This window comes from Ramlibacter sp. (genome assembly GCF_013697775.1).
Lineage (GTDB): Bacteria > Pseudomonadota > Gammaproteobacteria > Burkholderiales > Burkholderiaceae_C > Ramlibacter.
Genome location: NZ_JACCWG010000319.1, coordinates 1 through 17574, shown reverse-complemented (window position 1 = coordinate 17574; position 17574 = coordinate 1). Strand labels below are relative to the sequence as shown.

Annotated in this window: 15 protein-coding genes and 1 pseudogene; 7 read left to right on the top strand and 9 right to left on the bottom strand. The window is 67.7% G+C overall.

Translation table 11 applies throughout. The annotated features are described in order from the left end of the window. A pseudogene (locus tag H0U68_RS16200) lies at positions 1–580 on the bottom strand (DUF58 domain-containing protein); the annotation flags it as partial. 98 nt (positions 581–678) lie between these two features. After that, positions 679–1599 carry a MoxR family ATPase gene (locus H0U68_RS16195; RefSeq protein WP_296357410.1) on the bottom strand — a complete coding sequence of 307 codons (921 nt, stop codon included), beginning with the start codon at positions 1597–1599 and terminating at the stop codon, positions 679–681. A 42-nt stretch (positions 1600–1641) separates the two neighbouring features. Between H0U68_RS16195 and H0U68_RS16190 the strand changes: the two genes are divergently transcribed. The 3 genes from H0U68_RS16190 to H0U68_RS16180 all read left to right on the top strand — a co-directional run bounded on the left by H0U68_RS16190 (position 1642) and on the right by H0U68_RS16180 (position 4754). Next, positions 1642–2595 carry a histone deacetylase family protein gene (locus tag H0U68_RS16190; RefSeq protein WP_296357409.1) on the top strand — a complete coding sequence of 318 codons (954 nt, stop codon included), beginning with the start codon at positions 1642–1644 and terminating at the stop codon, positions 2593–2595. A 2-nt stretch (positions 2596–2597) separates the two neighbouring features. Then, on the top strand, positions 2598–3380 hold the full coding sequence (locus H0U68_RS16185) for an enoyl-CoA hydratase (protein WP_296357406.1): 783 nt from the start codon (positions 2598–2600) through the stop codon (positions 3378–3380). 108 nt (positions 3381–3488) lie between these two features. Continuing rightward, entirely contained in the window at positions 3489–4754 is a 1266-nt protein-coding gene (locus H0U68_RS16180) for a mechanosensitive ion channel domain-containing protein (protein WP_296357405.1), read from the top strand. Positions 4755–4781: 27 nt separating this feature from the next. On the opposite strand, the gene H0U68_RS16175 is transcribed toward H0U68_RS16180, so the two are convergent. From H0U68_RS16175 to H0U68_RS16165, 3 genes are all read right to left on the bottom strand, one after another. After that, complete coding sequence (locus H0U68_RS16175; protein WP_296357403.1) at positions 4782–6074, bottom strand: TRAP transporter large permease; 1293 nt, start codon at positions 6072–6074, stop codon at positions 4782–4784. Beyond that, positions 6071–6556, bottom strand: a complete 486-nt coding sequence (locus tag H0U68_RS16170; protein WP_296357401.1) for a TRAP transporter small permease — start codon at positions 6554–6556, stop codon at positions 6071–6073. Before H0U68_RS16170 ends, H0U68_RS16175 begins: the two co-directional genes overlap by 4 nt. Before the next feature lie 108 nt (positions 6557–6664). Next, positions 6665–7684 carry a TRAP transporter substrate-binding protein gene (locus H0U68_RS16165; protein WP_296357399.1) on the bottom strand — a complete coding sequence of 340 codons (1020 nt, stop codon included), beginning with the start codon at positions 7682–7684 and terminating at the stop codon, positions 6665–6667. Positions 7685–7922: 238 nt separating this feature from the next. Here H0U68_RS16165 and H0U68_RS16160 point away from each other — a divergent pair, with 238 nt between their 5' ends. The 4 genes from H0U68_RS16160 (at position 7923) to H0U68_RS16145 (ending at position 12494) form a co-directional block, all read left to right on the top strand. Further along, a complete protein-coding gene (locus H0U68_RS16160; protein ID WP_296357397.1) occupies positions 7923–8672 on the top strand; it encodes an electron transfer flavoprotein subunit beta/FixA family protein in 750 nt (249 codons plus the stop codon). 1 nt (position 8673) lies between these two features. Then, a complete protein-coding gene (locus tag H0U68_RS16155; protein ID WP_296357395.1) occupies positions 8674–9606 on the top strand; it encodes an electron transfer flavoprotein subunit alpha/FixB family protein in 933 nt (310 codons plus the stop codon). Position 9607: 1 nt separating this feature from the next. Next, on the top strand, positions 9608–11398 hold the full coding sequence (locus H0U68_RS16150; RefSeq protein WP_296357393.1) for an acyl-CoA dehydrogenase: 1791 nt from the start codon (positions 9608–9610) through the stop codon (positions 11396–11398). A 118-nt stretch (positions 11399–11516) separates the two neighbouring features. Next, positions 11517–12494 carry a nitronate monooxygenase family protein gene (locus tag H0U68_RS16145; protein WP_296357391.1) on the top strand — a complete coding sequence of 326 codons (978 nt, stop codon included), beginning with the start codon at positions 11517–11519 and terminating at the stop codon, positions 12492–12494. 3 nt (positions 12495–12497) lie between these two features. Here the strand turns inward: H0U68_RS16145 and H0U68_RS16140 are convergent, their stop codons facing one another. The 4 genes from H0U68_RS16140 to H0U68_RS16125 form a co-directional block, all read right to left on the bottom strand. Then, positions 12498–13505, bottom strand: coding sequence for a cytochrome d ubiquinol oxidase subunit II (locus H0U68_RS16140; protein ID WP_296357388.1), 1008 nt, complete (start codon positions 13503–13505; stop codon positions 12498–12500). Between the two features lie 90 nt (positions 13506–13595). Then, on the bottom strand, positions 13596–15023 hold the full coding sequence (locus H0U68_RS16135) for a cytochrome ubiquinol oxidase subunit I (RefSeq protein WP_296357386.1): 1428 nt from the start codon (positions 15021–15023) through the stop codon (positions 13596–13598). Next, positions 15023–15604: a GbsR/MarR family transcriptional regulator gene (locus tag H0U68_RS16130; protein ID WP_296357384.1), complete on the bottom strand. Its 582-nt coding sequence runs from the start codon at positions 15602–15604 to the stop codon at positions 15023–15025. Before H0U68_RS16130 ends, H0U68_RS16135 begins: the two co-directional genes overlap by 1 nt. Positions 15605–15653: 49 nt before the next feature. Next, positions 15654–17574, bottom strand: a 1921-nt coding sequence (locus H0U68_RS16125; protein WP_296357382.1) for a response regulator, incomplete at its 5' end; no start/stop codon positions are given.

Genomic DNA, 17574 nt, shown 5'->3' with positions numbered 1-17574 from the left:
GCTCGGGCGCGGGATAGACCAGCACCTGCGCAGCCGGCCGCCACACCGTCCAGACGCGGAAGGTGCCGAGCGGAAAGCGCGTTTCCGCGGTGAGTGGCGGCACGGAGTGCAGGCCGCGCCGCTCGGGCTTGAAGGCCACCTGCACGATAGTGGTGCCCTGCGCCGGCACGTCGGTCCAGCTCCAGCGGTCGGCATGCGTGGCGTCCAGCACCGCCAGGCCGATGCCGTGGCGCACCGACGCGCGCGCGTTGTCCAGCGTGACCGACAAGGCGGCGGCGGTGCCGGCAAAGCGCGGCTCCGGCGGCGCCAGGTGCATGGTGAGGCCGCGCAATGTGCCATGGCACACGTGCATGCCGGCAGCGGCGCTGCCGGCCAGCAGGAAGGTCAGCAGGTAGCCGAGATTGAGCTGGTAGTTGATGGAGCCCACCAGCAGCACCAGCAGGGTCGTGCCCAGCATGAAGCCGGGCCGGGTGGGCAGGATGTAGACGTTGTGCTGGCCGAGCGCCATGGTGTCGGACAGCGGCAGGCGCGCCTGCCACCACTGGCGAAAGCGCTTGCGGATGTGGGCGAGCGGGTTCAGGCCCGTTCGGGCGGGTGCGGGAACATCCGTTCGGGCTGAGCTTGTCGAAGCCCTGGCGTGCCCATGCCCTTCGACAGGCTCAGGGCGAACGGTGGTGCTCACGGCAGCGCCACCGCCTCCACCATCGCGCGCACCTGCTCGATGGGTCCGCGGCCGGCGTCGCCGACCGGCACCAGGCGGTGCGCCACGGTCTGCGGAAAGATCGCCTGCACGTCGTCGGGCGCCACGTAGGCGCGGCCGGACAGCAGGGCCTGCGCCTTGGCCGCGCGGATCACGGCGATGCCCGCGCGCGGGCTCAGGCCCTGCAGGAACCAGCGGCCCGAACGCGTGGCGGCGACCAGGTCCTGCACGTAGTCCAGCAGCGGATCGGCCGCGTGCACCGCCAGCACTTCCCGCTGCAGCGCCTGCAGCTCGATCGGCGCCAGCGCGTTGCCCAGCCCGTCGATCATCTCGCGCCGGTCGCCCCCGTTGAACAGCGCGCGTTCGGCGGCGCGGTCGGGGTAGCCCAGCGAGATGCGCATCAGGAAGCGGTCCAGCTGCGACTCGGGCAGGGCGAAGGTGCCCAGCTGGTCGTGCGGGTTCTGCGTGGCGATGACGAAGAACGGATCGGGCAGGGCGCGCGTTTCGCCTTCCACCGTGACCTGCTTTTCCTCCATGGCTTCCAGCAGCGCGCTCTGCGTTTTGGGGCTGGCGCGGTTGATCTCGTCGGCCAGCAGCACCTGCGCGAAAATCGGGCCGGGGTGGAACACGAAGGTCTCCTTGCCGCGGTCGTAGATGGACACACCCGACAGGTCGCTGGGCATCAGGTCGGCGGTGAATTGCACGCGCGAGAACTGCAGGCCGAAGGCGCGCGCCAGCGCGTGCGCCAGGGTGGTCTTGCCGACCCCCGGAACGTCTTCGATCAGCAGGTGTCCCCCAGCCAACAGGCAGGCCACGCAGTCGCGTACCTGGGCGGGTTTTCCGACGATCACCGTGTTAAGCTGACCAAGGAGCGTTTTGAGTTTTTGTTGTGCATCCATGGCACGACGTTATCGCAAAAAACCACGTGGGCTGAGCGCAGGGTGAGCAAAACCGGGTATTTCACGCATCCCCATTGCCGCAAGCACGACATGGGGCCGGGCCATCCCGAATGCCCCGAGCGGCTGGACGCGATCGAGGACCGCCTGCTCATGTCAGGCGTTGGCGACGCGCTCGAGCGGCGCGAGGCGCCCGAGGCGGCGCCAGCGCAGATCGACCGCGCCCACACCACCGAACACCGCGAATGGCTGCTTGCGAAACAGCAGTCCCTGTCAGAGCAGCAGCGCGCCGGCGGCCCCGGCCACGTGCAGGTCGACCCCGACACTTCCATGAATGCCCATACCTGGGAAGCCGCCATGCGCGCCGCCGGCGCCGCAGTGGCGGCCACCGACGCGGTGATGGCCGGCGAGCTGGAGAACGCCTTCTGCGCAGTGCGCCCGCCCGGCCACCACGCCTGCCGCGACCACGCCATGGGCTTTTGCTTCTTCAACAACGTGGCCGTTGCCGCGCGCCACGCGCTGGAGCACCACGGCCTGCAGCGGGTGGCGGTCATCGACTTCGACGTGCACCACGGCAACGGCACCGAGGACATCCTGTCGGGCGACGAACGCGTGCTGATGGTGAGCTTCTTCCAGCACCCGTTCTATCCGTTTTCCGGCGACAGGCCGCACGCGGACAACATGGTCAACCTGCCGGTGCCGGCGTACACGCGCGGCATGGAGGTGCGCGAGCTGATCGAGCACGCCTGGATTCCGCGGCTGGAGGCCTTCAAGCCGCAGATGGTGTTCATCAGCGCCGGCTTCGACGCGCACCGCGAGGACGACCTGGGCCAGATGGGCCTGGTGGAAGCCGACTACACCTGGATCACCGGCCGCATCAAGGACATCGCCAGCAAGCATGCGCAGGGCCGCATCGTGTCCTGCCTGGAAGGCGGCTACAACCTCAGCGCGCTCGGACGCAGCGTCGAGGCCCATCTTCGCGTCCTGGCGGACATCTGACCATGGACTCCAACCCAGCTCCCCTCACCGAATCGCGCGACGCCCGCGGCGCCGTCACCCTCACGCTGAACCGGCCGGCCAGCTTCAACGCGCTCAGCGAAGAGATGCTCGCCGCGCTGCAATCCGCGCTGGACCGCCTCGCCGGCGACGCGTCGGTGCGCGTGGTGGTGCTCGCCGCGGCAGGCAAGGCTTTCTGCGCCGGCCACAACTTGAAGGAAATGATCGCGCGGCCTTCGCCGGACTACTACCGCAAGCTGTTCGCGCAGTGCAGCCGCATGATGCTGGCCATCCAGAAGCTGCCGGTGCCGGTGATCGCGCGGGTGCAGGGCATCGCCACCGCGGCGGGCTGCCAGCTGGTGGCGCAGTGCGACCTGGCGGTGGCGTCCACCGACGCGTCGTTCGCCGTCAGCGGCGTCAACTACGGCCTGTTCTGCTCCACGCCCAGCGTGGCGCTGCTGCGCAACGTGCCGGCCAAGCAGGCCATGGAGATGCTGGTCACCGGCGACTTCATCGACGCGCGGCAGGCAGCCGAGCGCGGCCTCGTCAACCATGCCGTCGCGCCGGACCGGCTTGACGCGGAAGTCGAGCGGCTGGTCGCCAGCATCGTCGCCAAGCCGCGCATCGCCATCGCCATGGGCAAGGAACTGTTCTACCAGCAGCGCGAGATGGGCACGGCCGCCGCCTACCAGCTGGCCGGCGAAACCATGGCCGTGAACATGATGGACGGCTGCGCGCTGGAAGGCGTGACCGCTTTCACCGAGAAGCGCCAACCCAAATGGACTTGATGCCGTTCGGGCCTGGCGCGATCCCGTTCGGGCTGAGCCCGTCGAAGCCCTTCGACAGGCTCAGGGCGAACGGTCGTGGAAACACAGGGCGAACGGCCGTGAAAGCATATGACGGAACTCGACAAGCTGGCCCGTGACCTGGGCCACCCGGGCATGCCCTGGGAAATCGGCGTTTTGCTGGGCTGCCTGGTGGCGGCCTGGGGCATCGCCTGGCTGATCGGCCGGCGCCGCTCAAGCGAATCGGTGTGGTTCGGCCGCGCCGTGGTCGACGGCCTGCTGTTTCCGCTGCTGGCACTGGTGCTGGTGTATGGCGCGTCGCTGGTGCTGGCGCACTCGCAGCGGCTGGTGCTGCTGCGCATCGCCATTCCGGTGCTGGTGTCGCTGGCCGGCATCCGCTTTTTGGCGCGCGTGTTCACCGTGGTGTTCCCGAACTCCTCGCTCGCGCGGCTGGTGGAGCGCCTGTTCTCCTGGCTGGCCTGGCTGGCGGCGGTGCTGTGGATCGTCGGCCTGCTGCAGCCGCTGATGGCGGAGCTCGACGCCATCTACTTCGCCTTCGGCAAGGCCAAGGTCAGCCTGCTGGCGATGATCCAGGGCGTGCTGTCGTCGGGCCTGGTGCTGGTGATCGCGCTGTGGATCTCGGCCGTGCTGGAGCGCAAGGTGCTGCGCGATGCGGTGCACGACCTGTCGCTGCGCAAGGTGGCGGGCAACGCCATCCGCGCCGTGCTGCTGCTGGTGGGCCTGCTGTTCGCGCTGTCGGCGGTGGGCGTGGACCTCACCGCGCTGTCGGTGCTGGGCGGCGCGCTGGGCGTCGGCCTGGGCTTCGGCCTGCAGAAGCTGGCGGCCAACTACGTGAGCGGCTTCGTGATCCTGTTCGAACGCAGCTTGCGCATCGGCGACACGGTGCGGGTGGACAACTTCGAGGGCGTGGTCGCGGACATCAAGACGCGCTACACGCTGATCCGCTCGCTGGCCGGGCGCGAGTCCATCGTGCCCAACGAAAAGCTGATCACCGAGCGCATCGAGAACCTGTCGCTGGCCGACCCGCGCATCCTGCTGACCACCGAGGTGACGGTGGGCTACGACAGCGACGTCGATCGCGTGCAGGAGATTCTGTTGGGCGCCGCGGCGGGGGCGCAACGCGTGATTCCCGATCCGGAGCCGGCTGCGCGGCTGGTGCGCTTCGGGCCGGACGGGCTGGAGTTCTCGCTGCTGTTCTGGATCCAGGACCCGATCAACGGGCAGTCGAACGTGAAGTCCGACATCAACCTGGCGATCCTCAAAGGGTTCCGCGATGCGGGCATCGAGATTCCCTATCCGCAGCGCGTGATGCACGTGCAGCCCGCGCCTGAACCGGCACTGACCAAGCCACTCTGAAATCGCGCAGCGATTTCAGAGTGAACGCTACTTCATCAACGAAGGCAGCCACAAACTCAACTGCGGAAACGCGACCAGCAGTCCCAGCACGATGATCATCACCAGCACGAACGGCCAGCAGCCGCGGAAGATCTTGCCCAGGCCGACGCCAGGGAGCAGGGCGTTGATGACGAACAGGTTCATGCCCACGGGCGGGGAGATCAGGCCGATCTGCACGATCATCACGATCAGCACGCCGAACCACACCGGGTCGAACCCCAGGGCAGTGACGATGGGGAAGAACAGCGGAATGGTCAGCAACACCATCGTCAGCTCCTCCATCACCGTGCCCAGCACCACGTAGATGGCCATCATCGCCACGATCACCATCACCGGCGACAGGCCCAGGTGGGTGATCCACTCCTTCAAATCGCCGGGCATGCTCGTGAAGTTCACGAAGTTGGCGAAGATGGTGGCGGCGATCAGCAGTGTAAACAGCATGGCCGTGGTGCGCGCAGATTCCACCAGCACCTCGTACAGGCTGCGCCAGGTGAGGCGCCGGCGCGCCAGCGCGAACAGGAAGGCGCCCGCGGCGCCGAAGCCCGCGCCCTCGGTGGCGGTGAAGAAGCCGCCATAAATGCCGCCCAGCACCACCAGCACCAGCACCGCCACGCCCCAGATGCCGCGCAGCGCACGCCAGCGCTCGGGCCAAGTGTGGCGCTTGCCGGGCGGCGCGTGTTCGGCATCGCGCAAGGTCATGAGCACCACGCTTCCCATCAACAAAATGGCCGTCAGCAGCCCGGGGATGACGCCGGCGGCGAACAGCTTGCCGATGCTGGTCTCGGTGATGATCCCGTAGATCACCATGATGGTGGACGGCGGGATCATGATGCCCAGCGTGCCGCCCGCGGCCATGACGCCGGTGGACAGCGAGTCGCTGTAGCCCAGCTTTTTCATCGACGGGTAGGCCACCTTGCTCATGGTGGCGGCGGTGGCGATGGAGGAGCCGCAGATCGCGCCGAAGCCGGCGCACGCGGCGATGGTGGCGTGCGCCAGGCCGCCGCGCAGGTGGCCGATGAACGCATAGGCCGCCTGGAACAGCTCGTGCGCCAGGCCCGCGCGCGCCACGAAGTTGCCCATCAAAATGAACAAAGGGATCACCGACAGCGTGTAGGCGAATCCGGTTTCGTAGACCACCTGAGCGGTGCTGGCCAGCGCCGGGTCCCAGCCGCGGATCAGGCCGATGCCGGCGAAGCCGACCAGGCCCATGGAGAAGGCCAGCGGCACGCGCATGAGCGCCAGCACGAAGATGAAGGCGAAGCCGATGAGTGCCGCGGTCACAGTGCCACTCCTTCGCCTTCGGCGCGTTGGGCCGGCGGATGCGCGATCAGCGTCAGGTGCACCAGCCCGGTCAGCGCGCACAGCACGCTCATGCCGTAGAGGAACGGCGCCTTCAGGATCTTCAGCTGCGCGGTGGTTTCACCGGACTCCAGGAACTGGCCGCCGGTGCGCCACATCAGATAACCGAGCAGCAGCAGCACCGCGGCGCACAGCAGGTGCACCAGCACGCCCTGGGCGCGGCGCAGCCAGGCCGGCATGAACGGGTCGAGCGAGTCGAACTCCACGTGCTCGCCGCGCTGCGACACCAGCGGCAGCGCGCCGAAGATCACCACCACCATCAGCAGCTCGGTCATCTCCAGGGAGCCCGGGATGGAGTTGTCGGCGAACTTGCGCCCCAGCACGTCGAAAAAAGTCAGCGCCATGATCGCGAACAGCGCGACCCCGGACAGCAGGCCGCACAGCAGCTCCAGCAGTTTTTTCATTCTCCGTCTTCCGTCAACCGGGTCCGCGCAAAAGAAAGCGGCACCCAAAGCTCCCCTGGGTGCCGCGTTTGTACCAGAGGCGGCACGTGGCCGCGTCCGCATTCCTGCTTACTTCGACGCCTTGGCGATCTCGGCGCGGAAGTCGGCCAGCACCTTGTCGGCGTTCTTCAGGCCCTTGCCTTCGGCGTCCTTGGCCCACTTCTGTTCCAGCGGCGCGGTCTTGGCCTTGACGTCGGCCACGAACCTGGCGTCGGCCTTGACCATCTGCACGTTGTTGGCCTGCATCAACGCGTGGGCGCGGCGGTCCACCTTGTCCCAGTTGCGCCCGAAGATGCGCGCGGCGACTTCGCCCGACGCGGCATCGACCGCCTTCTTCTCGTCGGGGGCCAGCTTGTCGTACTTGCCCTGGTTCATCATGAAGACGAAGCTGGTGTTGTACAGGCCGCCCGGAAAGGTGGTGGCGTGCTTGATCAGCTTGTCGATCTTGAACGACTCGCTGGATTCGGCCGGCAGCAGCGTGCCGTCCATCACGCCGGAGGACAGCAGCTCGTAGTTGTCGGTGGCCGGCTTGAGCGTCACGTTCATGCCCAGCGCCTTGGTCATGTCGTTGACCATGCCGCCGCCCACGCGCCACTTCAGGCCCTGCAGGTCCTCCACCTTGGCCACCGGCTTCTTGGTGTTGAAGACGATGCCGGGGCCGTGGGTGAACAGGGTCAGCACGTGCACGCCCTGGTGTTCCTGCAGGAATTCGGGATGCTTCATCGCCACGCGCTGGAAGGCCACGCAGATCGGCTCGGCTGAGTCGCCCAGGAAGGGCAGCTCCGCCATCTGCGGCAGCACGAAGCGCCCGGGCGTGTAGCCGTGCACGGTGAACGACACGTCGGCCAGGCCGTTCTTCACTGCATCGTAGGTGCCGGGCGGATTGGCCACCGCGCGCGGCAGGATGTTGCACTTGACCTTGCCGCCGGAATTCTTCTCCACCAGGTCGCACCACTCCTTCTGGGCGATGCTGAGCGAGTGGGTGGGCGGCACCCAGCTGGAAGCGGTGAGCACGGTCTGCGCCGAGGCGGAGCCGCCGAACAGGGCTGCCGCGGCCAGCGCGGCGAGCGAGAAGAGAGGGCGTTTCACTGGGGAGAGCTCCTTGTTGCTATGCACAAGACTGTAAGGCCGCGCTGGAAGCCGCCCGGTCCAGACTTTCCCGGACAACCGGGCCAGCCCGGCAGTGGGCGCACGCGTATACTTTGAAAAAGAACGGTCGTTCTTTTTTGAGGCCAAGTGGCGGCCGAATAGAATCCAGTTGACGTAAACGTCAATTCGGCGTCCGGTCCGGTTTTCCCCAAATCCATAACTCCAGGAGCTCCCCAGCATGAAGGTCCTCGTCCCTGTCAAGCGGGTGGTGGACTACAACGTGAAGGTCCGCGTGAAGTCGGACAACACGGGTGTGGACATCGCCAACGTGAAGATGAGCATGAACCCCTTCGACGAGATCGCCGTCGAAGAGGCCGTGCGGCTGAAGGAAAAGGGCGTGGCCACCGAGGTGATCGCCATCTCCTGCGGCGTCGCGCAGTGCCAGGAGACCCTGCGCACGGCCATGGCCATCGGCGCCGACCGCGCCATCCTGATCGAGACCACCGAGGAGCTCCAGCCGCTGGCCGTGGCCAAGCTGCTGAAGGCGCTGGTGGACAAGGAGCAGCCGGGCCTGGTGATCCTGGGCAAGCAGGCGATCGACGACGACGCCAACCAGACCGGCCAGATGCTGGCCGCGCTGGCCGACCTGCCGCAGGCCACCTTCGCCAGCAAGGTGGAAGTGGCCGACGGCAAGGCCACGGTCACGCGCGAGGTCGACGGCGGCTTCGAGACGCTGTCGGTCACGCTGCCGGCGGTGATCACCACCGACCTGCGCCTGAACGAGCCGCGCTACGTCACGCTGCCCAACATCATGAAGGCCAAGAAAAAGCCGCTGGAAGTCCTCAAGCCCGAGGACCTGGGCGTGGACGTGAAGCCGCGGCTGAAGACGCTGAAGGTGGTCGAGCCCGCCAAGCGCAGTGCCGGCGTGAAGGTGCCCGACGTGGCGACCCTGGTGGCGAAACTCAAGAACGAAGCGAAGGTGATCTGACATGGCAGCCCTGGTCATTGCCGAACACGACAACGCGTCCATCCGTGGCGCGACCCTCAACACCGTCACCGCGGCAATCGCCTGCGGCGGCGACGTGCACGTGCTGGTGGCCGGCGAGAACGCCGGTGAAGCCGCCAAGGCGGCCGCGCAGATCGCCGGCGTTTCCAAGGTGATCCACGCCGACGGCGCGCACTTCGCGCACGGCCTGGCCGAGAACGTCGCGGCCCAGGTGCTGGCGATCGCCAAGGACTACAGCCACATCCTGTTCCCGGCCACCGCCGGCGGCAAGAACGTGGCGCCGCGCGTCGCGGCCAAGCTGGACGTGGCGCAGGTCAGCGACATCACCAAGGTGGACAGCCCCGACACCTTCGAGCGCCCGATCTACGCCGGCAACGCCATCGCCACGGTGCAAAGCGCCGACGCCATCAAGGTGCTCACCGTGCGCACCACCGCGTTCGACCCGGCCGCCACCAGCGGCGGCAGCGCCGCAGTGGAAACCGCCGCCAGCGTGGCCGACAGCGGCAAGAGCAGCTTTGTCGGCCAGGAAATCGCCAAGAGCGACCGCCCCGAGCTGACCGCGGCCAAGATCATCGTCTCGGGCGGCCGGGCGATGGGCAGCAGCGAGAAGTTCAACGACGTGCTGACGCCGCTGGCCGACAAGCTGGGCGCCGCGCTGGGCGCCAGCCGCGCCGCGGTCGACGCGGGCTACGCGCCCAACGACTGGCAGGTCGGCCAGACCGGCAAGATCGTCGCGCCGCAGCTGTACATCGCCGCGGGCATTTCCGGCGCCATCCAGCACCTGGCCGGCATGAAGGATTCCAAGGTGATCGTCGCGATCAACAAGGACCCCGAAGCGCCGATCTTCAGCGTGGCCGACTACGGCCTGGAAGCCGACCTGTTCCAGGCGGTGCCGGAGCTGGTCAAGGAGCTGTGAGATGAGCTACATCGCCCCCGTCAAGGACATGCTCTTCGACATCCGGCACCTGGCCGGCCTGGAGGAGATCGCGCGCATGCCGGGCTTCGAGGACGCCGGCCTGGACACAGCGCAGGCCGTGCTCGAGGAGTGCGCCCGCTTCAACCAGGAAGTGGTGGCGCCGCTCAATGTCGAGGGCGATCGCAATCCCTCGGCGTGGAAGGACGGCAACGTCGCCACCACGCCGGGATTTCGCCAGGCCTACCGCCAGTTCGTCGAGGGCGGCTGGCAGAGCATCCAGCATCCCACCGGCTTCGGCGGCCAGGGCCTGCCGAAAACCATCGGCGCGGCCTGCAACGAGATGCTCAACAGCGCCAACCTCAGCTTCGCGCTGTGCCCGCTGCTGACCGACGGCGCCATCGAGGCGCTGCTGACGGCCGGCTCGGATGAATTGAAGGCGGTGTTCCTGGAAAAGCTGGTGAGCGGCGAGTGGACCGGTACCATGAACCTGACCGAGCCGCAGGCCGGCAGCGATTTGTCGCTGGTGCGCACCCGCGCCGAGCCGCAGCCCGACGGCACCTACAAGATCTTCGGCACCAAGATCTTCATCACCTTCGGCGAGCACGACATGGCCGAGAACATCGTCCATCTGGTGCTGGCCAAGATCCCCGGCTCGCCCGAAGGCGTGAAGGGCATCAGCCTGTTCGTGGTGCCGAAATTCATGGTGGATGCCGGCGGCGCCATCGGTGCGCGCAACGACGTGCACTGCGTGAGCATCGAGCACAAGCTGGGCATCAAGGCTTCGCCCACCGCGGTGCTGCAGTACGGCGACAACGGTGGCGCCGTCGGCTACATCGTCGGCCAGGAGAACCGCGGCCTGGAGTACATGTTCATCATGATGAACGCGGCGCGCTACGCCGTGGGCATGCAGGGCGTGGCGATCGCCGAGCGCGCCTATCAAAAGGCCGTGGCCTATGCGCGCGACCGCGTGCAGTCGCGCCCGGTGGACGGCTCGCTGCCCGGCGCCGCGCCCATCATCCACCACCCCGACGTGCGCCGCATGCTGCTGACCATGCGCGCCTACACCGAAGGCTGCCGCGCGATGGCCAGCGTGGCGGCTGCGGGGTACGACGCCGCGCACCACCACACGGACGCCGACGCGCGCAAGCAGAACCAGGCGTTTTACGAATTCCTGGTGCCGCTGGTCAAGGGCTACAGCACCGAGATGAGCCTGGACGTCACCTCGCTGGGCGTGCAGGTGCACGGCGGCATGGGCTTCATCGAGGAAACCGGCGCCGCGCAGTACTACCGCGACGCCCAGATCCTGACCATCTACGAAGGCACGACCGCGATTCAGGCCAACGACCTGGTGGGCCGCAAGACCGCGCGCGACGGTGGCCAGACCGCGCGCGCCATCGCCGGGCAGATCGAGAAGACCGAGGCCGCGCTCGGCAAGAGCGGCAGCCCCGCCGCGCTGGCGATGCAAAAGCGCCTGGCCGCGGCGCGCAAGGCTTTCCTGGACGTGGTGGACTTCGTGGTGCAGCAGGGCCGGAGTTCGCCCAACGCCGTGTTCGCCGGCTCGGTGCCGTATCTGATGCTCGCCGGCAACCTGGTGGCGGGCTGGCAGCTCGGTCGCTCGCTGCTGGTGGCCGAGGAACTGGCCGCGGCGGGCGAGGACGTGCAATTCATGCACGCCAAGATCGCCACCGCGCACTTCTACGCCGACCACATCCTGGCCAAGGCGCCCGGCATGCGCGACAGCATCGTCGAGGGCGCCGACAGCGTCACCGGCATGGCGCTGGAAGCCTTCTAGAAACAAAGCCCGCTCGGGCTGAAGAAAGCGCCCGTTCGGGCTGAGCCTGTCGAAGCCGCACCACGCCGTTCACCCTTCGACAAGCTCAGGACGAACGGCTTTCAATGACGGAGAACCCATGTCCAAGCTGCCCCAGGCCCTGCAACATCTCGCGCTGCCCGTGATCGGCTCGCCGCTGTTCATCATCAGCAACCCCAAGCTGGTGATCGCGCAGTGCAAGGCCGGCATCGTGGGCTCCATGCCCGCGCTGAACGCGCGCCCGGCGGCGCAGCTGGACGAGTGGCTGCACGAGATCACCGAGACGCTGGCCGCCCACAATCGCAACAGCCCGGACCGCCCGGCCGCGCCGTTCGCCGTGAACCAGATCGTGCACAAGAGCAACGACCGGCTCGACTACGACATGGAAATGGCGGTGAAGTACAAGGTGCCGATCGTCATCACCTCGCTGGGCGCGCGCCCCGAGGTGAACCAGGCGATCCACAGCTACGGCGGCATCGTGCTGCACGACATCATCAACAACATGTTCGCGCACAAGGCCATCGAGAAGGGCGCCGACGGCCTGATCGCGGTGGCCGCGGGCGCGGGCGGCCACGCGGGCGTGAAGAGCCCGTTCGCGCTGGTCCAGGAAATCCGCCAGTGGTTCGACGGCCCGATCGCGCTGTCGGGTGCCATCGCCACCGGCGGCGCGGTGCTGGCGGCGCAGGCCATGGGCGCCGACTTCGCCTACATCGGCTCGGCCTTCATCGCCACCGAGGAGGCGCGCGCCAGCGACGCCTACAAGCAGGCCATCGTCGACGGCAATTCCGACGACATCGTCTACAGCAACCTGTTCACCGGCGTGCACGGCAACTACCTGAAGCCCAGCATCCGCGCGGCCGGCATGGACCCGGACAACCTGCCCGAGAGCGATCCCAGCAAGATGAACTTCGGCGGCGGCGACAGCGCCAAGAGCAAGGCCTGGAAGGACATCTGGGGCTGCGGCCAGGGCATCGGCGCGGTGACCGAGGTGATGTCCGCGGCCGGCTACATCGCGAAGCTCCAGCGCGAATACGATGAAGCCAAGGCGCGCCTGCTCGGCGCGCCGCAAACAGCCTGATCCTCAGCTGCCGGGGCCGTACGTCAACTCCGTGGCCTTGCCCCAGAACACGCGGTACATGAACACCGTGTAGACGACGATCGCGGGCAGGGTGATCGCCACGCCCACCAGGATGAACAGCAGCGCGCTGGTGTCGCTGGCGGCCTGCCACACCGTGAGCTTGTCCACCACGATGTACGGGTACAGGCTGTAGGCCAGCCCGAAGAAGGCCAGCACGAAGATCAGCACGGTGGAGGCGAACACCACCCAGCCGTAGCCCGCGGCCAGCACGCGCGGGCGCGACAGCACGTGCCACGCCGCGAAGAACGCGGCGGCGCAGGCCAGAGGAATCGGCAGCAGCGCGAACAGCTGCGGCAGCGCGAACCACTTGGCGAACACCGTGGGGCTGACCAGCGGCGAAGCCAGCGAGATGCCCGCCAGCGCGCCGCCCATCGGCAGCAGCAGCTTGCGCGCCCAGCCCACGGCCTTGGCCTGCAGCGGGCCATCGGTCTTCATCATCAGCCAGCCCGCGCCCAGCACGGCGTACGCGGTCGGCAAGGTGAGCGCGATGAAGGCCGAGAACAGCGTGGGCCACAGGCCGTGGTCGAAGCCGGTGAGGTAGCTGCCCAGCATCCAGCCCTGCGCCGTGGCGGCCAGCAGCGAGCCGGCGGAGAACAGCCGGTTCCACATCTGCTTGCGCGCCGCGCGCGCCTTCACGCGGAAATCGAACGACACGCCGCGCAGCACGATGCCGATCAGCATCACCGCCACCGGCAGGTACAGCGCGCTGAGCACGATGCCGTGCGCCAGGGGAAAGGCGATCAGCAGGATGCCGATGCCCAGCACCATCCAGGTTTCGTTGGCGTCCCAGAACGGCCCGATGCTGGACACCATCACGTCCTTCTCGGCGTCGTCGGCCAGCGGCAGCAGCAGGCCCACGCCCAGGTCGTAGCCGTCGAGCACCACATAGGCCAGCAGGGCCAGGCCCATCACGGCCATGAACAGCAGCGGCAGGAAGGTGGCGAGGTCCATGTCAGCCTCCGCCGAGCCGCCTCAAGGAGGCTGAAGCCCCCTCGGGGGGCAGCGCAGTACACGAAGTGACAAGCGTGGGGGTCATCATTTCTAGGCTCCTTGCGGTGCGGTGGGGGGCACGGTGGTGGAGACCGGCAGCAGTCCTGGGCCGGCCGGCTTGGCCGGATGCTCCGCCATGTACTTCAGCACGCCGACGTAGGCGAGCAGCAGCGACGCGTACAGGATCAGGTAGGCCGCGAGCGTGGAGGCCACCATGCCGGGCGCATGCTGCGCCACCACGTCGGCGGTGCGCACCAGGCCGTAAATGATGAAGGGCTGCCGGCCGATCTCGGTGACGTACCAGCCGGCCAAGGTGGCGATCCAGCCGGAGAAGGTCATGGCCGAAAGCATCCAGAGAAGGCGGCGCGGAGGCGGGGCTTCGACAGGCTCAGCCCGAACGGAGGTATCCGTTCGCCCTGAGCTTGTCGAAGGGCGCGCGCGCCACAGGCGCCACGCAGCCCACCACGACACGGCCAGCATCAGCATCCCCATGCCCACCATCACGCGGAACGCGATGAACAGGGGCAGCACCGGCGGATGCGCATCCTTGAACTGGTCCAGGCCCTTGAGTTCGGCGTTGGCGTCGTGCGCCAGGATCAGGCTGGCGCCGCGCGGCAGCCGCAGCGCGTAGTGCGTGACGCCGTTTTTCTCGTCGGGCCAGCCGATCAGCGTGAGGCCCGCGCCTTTCTCGGTGTGCCACAGCGCCTCCAGCGCGGCGATCTTGGCCGGCTGGTGGTCCAGCGTGTTCAGGCCATGCTGGTCGCCCACGAAGATCTGGATGGGAATGGCGATCGCCGCGGCCGTCACCGCCACCCGCAGCGCCTTGCGCGTGCCGCCGTTGGCCGTGTCCTTGAGCAGCTGCCACGCGCTCAGGCCGGCGACGAGGAACGACGCGGTGAGCGTGGACGCCAGCAGCTTGTGCGCGAGCCGGTAGGGGAACGAGGGATTGAAGATCACCGCCAGCCAGCTGGTCGCATGGAAGCGGCCGTTGACGATCTCGTAGCCTGCGGGCGTCTGCATCCACGAGTTGAGCGCCAGGATCCAGAACGCCGACAGCGTGGTGCCGAAGGCCACCAGCACGGTGGCGATGAGGTGCGTGCGCTCGGACACGCGCTCGCGGCCGAACAGCATGATGCCCAGGAAGGTGGCTTCCAGGAAGAACGCCGTCAGCACCTCGTAGCCGAGCAGCGGACCCGCGATGTTGCCGGCCTTTTCCATGAAGCCGGGCCAGTTGGTGCCGAACTGGAAGCTCATGGTGATGCCCGACACCACGCCCAGCGCGAAGGTCAGCGCGAACACCTTGGTCCAGAAGTAATAGGCCTCTTCCCAATGGCCGGCCTCGGGCGTGCCACGGGTGGCGGCATTGCGCACCCGGAAGAACACCAGCAGCCAGCCGAGCGCGATGGTGATGGTCGGAAAGAGAATATGGAAGCTGATGTTGGCCGCGAACTGCAGCCGCGACAGAAGCAGGGTGTCCATCATCCGTTCTCCTTGTTGGCCTTCGGCGAGCGGCCGGTCACGCGGTCCTTCAGTTCCAGCACCCGGGTCACGGTGGAGCCCAGGCCCATCAGCCGCATGGCGGTTTCGGGGGCCAGCTTCTGCACGTCGTCGAACCAGGTCATGAGGCGGTCGATCAGGTCGTGCATCTGGCGCATGCGCTCCTGCGCGTGCACGTCGGCCGGGTCGGTGGGCTGCTCCAGCAGCGCCATGCGCAGCATCGACAGCGTGGGCTCGATCTCGCGGCGGCGCCGCTCCTCGGCCAGCACGCGGAAGATCTCCCAGATGTCCGCGGGCGCCTCGAAATACTCGCGGCGGTCGCCGGGCAGGTGGCGCAGCCGCACCAGCCGCCAGGCCTGCAGTTCCTTCAGGCCCATGCTCACATTGGAGCGGGAGAACTCCAGCGCCTCGGCGATCTCGTCGGCGTTGAGGCCGCGCTGCGCGATGAAGAGCAGGGCATAGATCTGCCCCACGGTGCGGTTGATGCCCCAGCGGCTGCCCATCTCGCCGAAGTGCGAGACGAACTGGCGGCTGAGCGGCGGCAGGTGGTCTTGGAGCGGCATGCCACGATTGTGGCAGCCTTGTTTTGAATTTTCAGTAAGTTCTGAAAAGTCAACAAGACGCGGGGGTCATCTCCGAGGCCGCTGCCGCCAAGCCGTCGATCAGCGCCTGCAGGCTGCGGCCGAACACCTCCAGGTGGCGGTCGATCTCGGGGGCCGCATGCTGCTCGCGCAGGGCATGCTCCAGGGCTGCGGCATCGACGGCCAGTGGCTCGGCGCCGATGTTGCCGGCCAGGCCCTTGGCGGTGTGCGCCAGGCGCTCCGCCGTGGCCATGTCGCCGGCATCCAGCGCGGCGCGCACCTGCCCAGCGCAGTCGCGCTGGCTTTGCGCATAGCGCTGCAGCAGCGTGAGGTAGAGCTTCTTCTTGCCCATCACGCGGCGCAGTCCGAGCGTCGTGTCGAGGCCGGGGACGTGCGGCAGGCCGTTGGCGGGCGGGGCGGGCCCTTCGACAGGCTCAGGGCGCACGGCGGTTTGTGACCCATCGTCCGTTCGCCCTGAGCCTGTCGAAGGGTTTTGTTCCCGCGGCTTCAGCCAGCGCAGCAGCGTGCGCGCCAGTTCGTCCGGGTCGATCGGCTTGGCGATGAAGTCGTTCATGCCGGCGGCCAGGCAGCGGTCGCGGTCGCGCTGCATGGCGTTGGCGGTGGTCGCCACGATGGGCAGATGCGCCAGCCCCGGCAGCTTGCGGATTTCCTGCGTGGCGGTGAGGCCGTCCATTACCGGCATCTGCATGTCCATCAGCACCAGGTCGTAGCCGCCGCCGCGCGCCATCGCCAGGCCCTCCTGGCCGTTCTCGGCGATGTCCACCACGAAGCCCGCGTCCTGCAGGATTTCCTCGGCCACGCGCTGGTTGATGTCGTTGTCCTCCACCACCAGGATGCGCGCGCCGCGCACGGCCTCGCCCTGGCGCGCGGCTTCGGCGCGCGCGGTCTCATGGGCCTGCGCCGCCGCGCGGCCGTGCCGCAGGTCGGGCGAGGACAGCAGCGCGTGGTCCTGCCCGTGCACGGCATCCACCCGCACGGTGAACCAGAAGGTGCTGCCCTGGCCGAAGCGGCTGCACACGCCGACATCGCCGCCCATCAGCTGGGCCAGCTTGCGGGAGATGGCCAGCCCCAGGCCGGTGCCGCCGTACTTGCGCGTGGTGGAGGAGTCGGCCTGCGAAAAACTCTGGAACAGGCGGGCCTGCTGCTCCTCGGTCAGGCCGATGCCGGTGTCGGTCACCTCGCAGTGCAGCAGCAGGTTGTCGTCCTGCCGCTCGGCCACCCGCATGGACACGTTCACGCGTCCATGCTGCGTGTACTTGACGGCGTTGTTGACGTAGTTGATGAGGATCTGGCCGATGCGCAGCGAGTCGCCCAGCAGCAGCCGCGGCACGCCGGGCGCGGCGTCGAACACCAGCGCCAGGCCCTTGGCGCTGGCCTTGTCGGCCACCAGGTTGTTCACGTGCTCCAGCACGCTTTTCAGGTCGAACTGCTCGCGCTCGATGTCCAGCTTGCCGGCCTCGACCTTGGAGAAGTCCAGGATGTCGTTGATGATGCCCAGCAGGTGCTGGCCCGAGGCCTGCACCTTTTGCACGTAGTCGCGCTGGCGCTCGGTCAGCGTGGTCTTCAGTGTCAGGTGCGACAGGCCGATGATGGCGTTCATCGGCGTGCGAATCTCATGGCTCATGTTGGCCAGGAACTGCGACTTCGACAGCGTTGCCGCCTCGGCGAGATCGCGGGCCTGCTTGATCTCTTCCTCGTACTTTTTTCTCTCGGTGATGTTGCGCGAGATTCCAAGCAGGCCTTGCAGCTGCCCGTTCTCGTCCCACAGCGGCGCCGTCAGCGTTTCATAGTGCACTTGCTCGCCGCTGCGCAGGGTGAGCATCTCTTCCGTTGTCCTGCTTTCAAGCGAGAGCAGGGTGGCCTGGTCGCGGGCGCGGACTTCTGCGACCCGTTCGGGGGAAAAGAACTCATCGCAGGTTTTGCCCTTGATC

Excerpts from the sequence above, each read along its gene's own strand:
- H0U68_RS16195 (WP_296357410.1), bottom strand. The coding sequence starts at position 1,599 with ATGGATGCACAACAAAAACTCAAAACGCTCCTTGGTCAGCTTAACACG.
- H0U68_RS16185 (WP_296357406.1), top strand. The coding sequence starts at position 2,598 with ATGGACTCCAACCCAGCTCCCCTCACCGAATCGCGCGACGCCCGCGGC.
- H0U68_RS16180 (WP_296357405.1), top strand. The coding sequence starts at position 3,489 with ATGACGGAACTCGACAAGCTGGCCCGTGACCTGGGCCACCCGGGCATG.
- H0U68_RS16170 (WP_296357401.1), bottom strand. The coding sequence starts at position 6,556 with ATGAAAAAACTGCTGGAGCTGCTGTGCGGCCTGCTGTCCGGGGTCGCG.
- H0U68_RS16160 (WP_296357397.1), top strand. The coding sequence starts at position 7,923 with ATGAAGGTCCTCGTCCCTGTCAAGCGGGTGGTGGACTACAACGTGAAG.
- H0U68_RS16155 (WP_296357395.1), top strand. The coding sequence starts at position 8,674 with ATGGCAGCCCTGGTCATTGCCGAACACGACAACGCGTCCATCCGTGGC.
- H0U68_RS16150 (WP_296357393.1), top strand. The coding sequence starts at position 9,608 with ATGAGCTACATCGCCCCCGTCAAGGACATGCTCTTCGACATCCGGCAC.
- H0U68_RS16145 (WP_296357391.1), top strand. The coding sequence starts at position 11,517 with ATGTCCAAGCTGCCCCAGGCCCTGCAACATCTCGCGCTGCCCGTGATC.
- H0U68_RS16140 (WP_296357388.1), bottom strand. The coding sequence starts at position 13,505 with ATGGACCTCGCCACCTTCCTGCCGCTGCTGTTCATGGCCGTGATGGGC.
- H0U68_RS16135 (WP_296357386.1), bottom strand. The coding sequence starts at position 15,023 with ATGGACACCCTGCTTCTGTCGCGGCTGCAGTTCGCGGCCAACATCAGC.
- H0U68_RS16130 (WP_296357384.1), bottom strand. The coding sequence starts at position 15,604 with ATGCCGCTCCAAGACCACCTGCCGCCGCTCAGCCGCCAGTTCGTCTCG.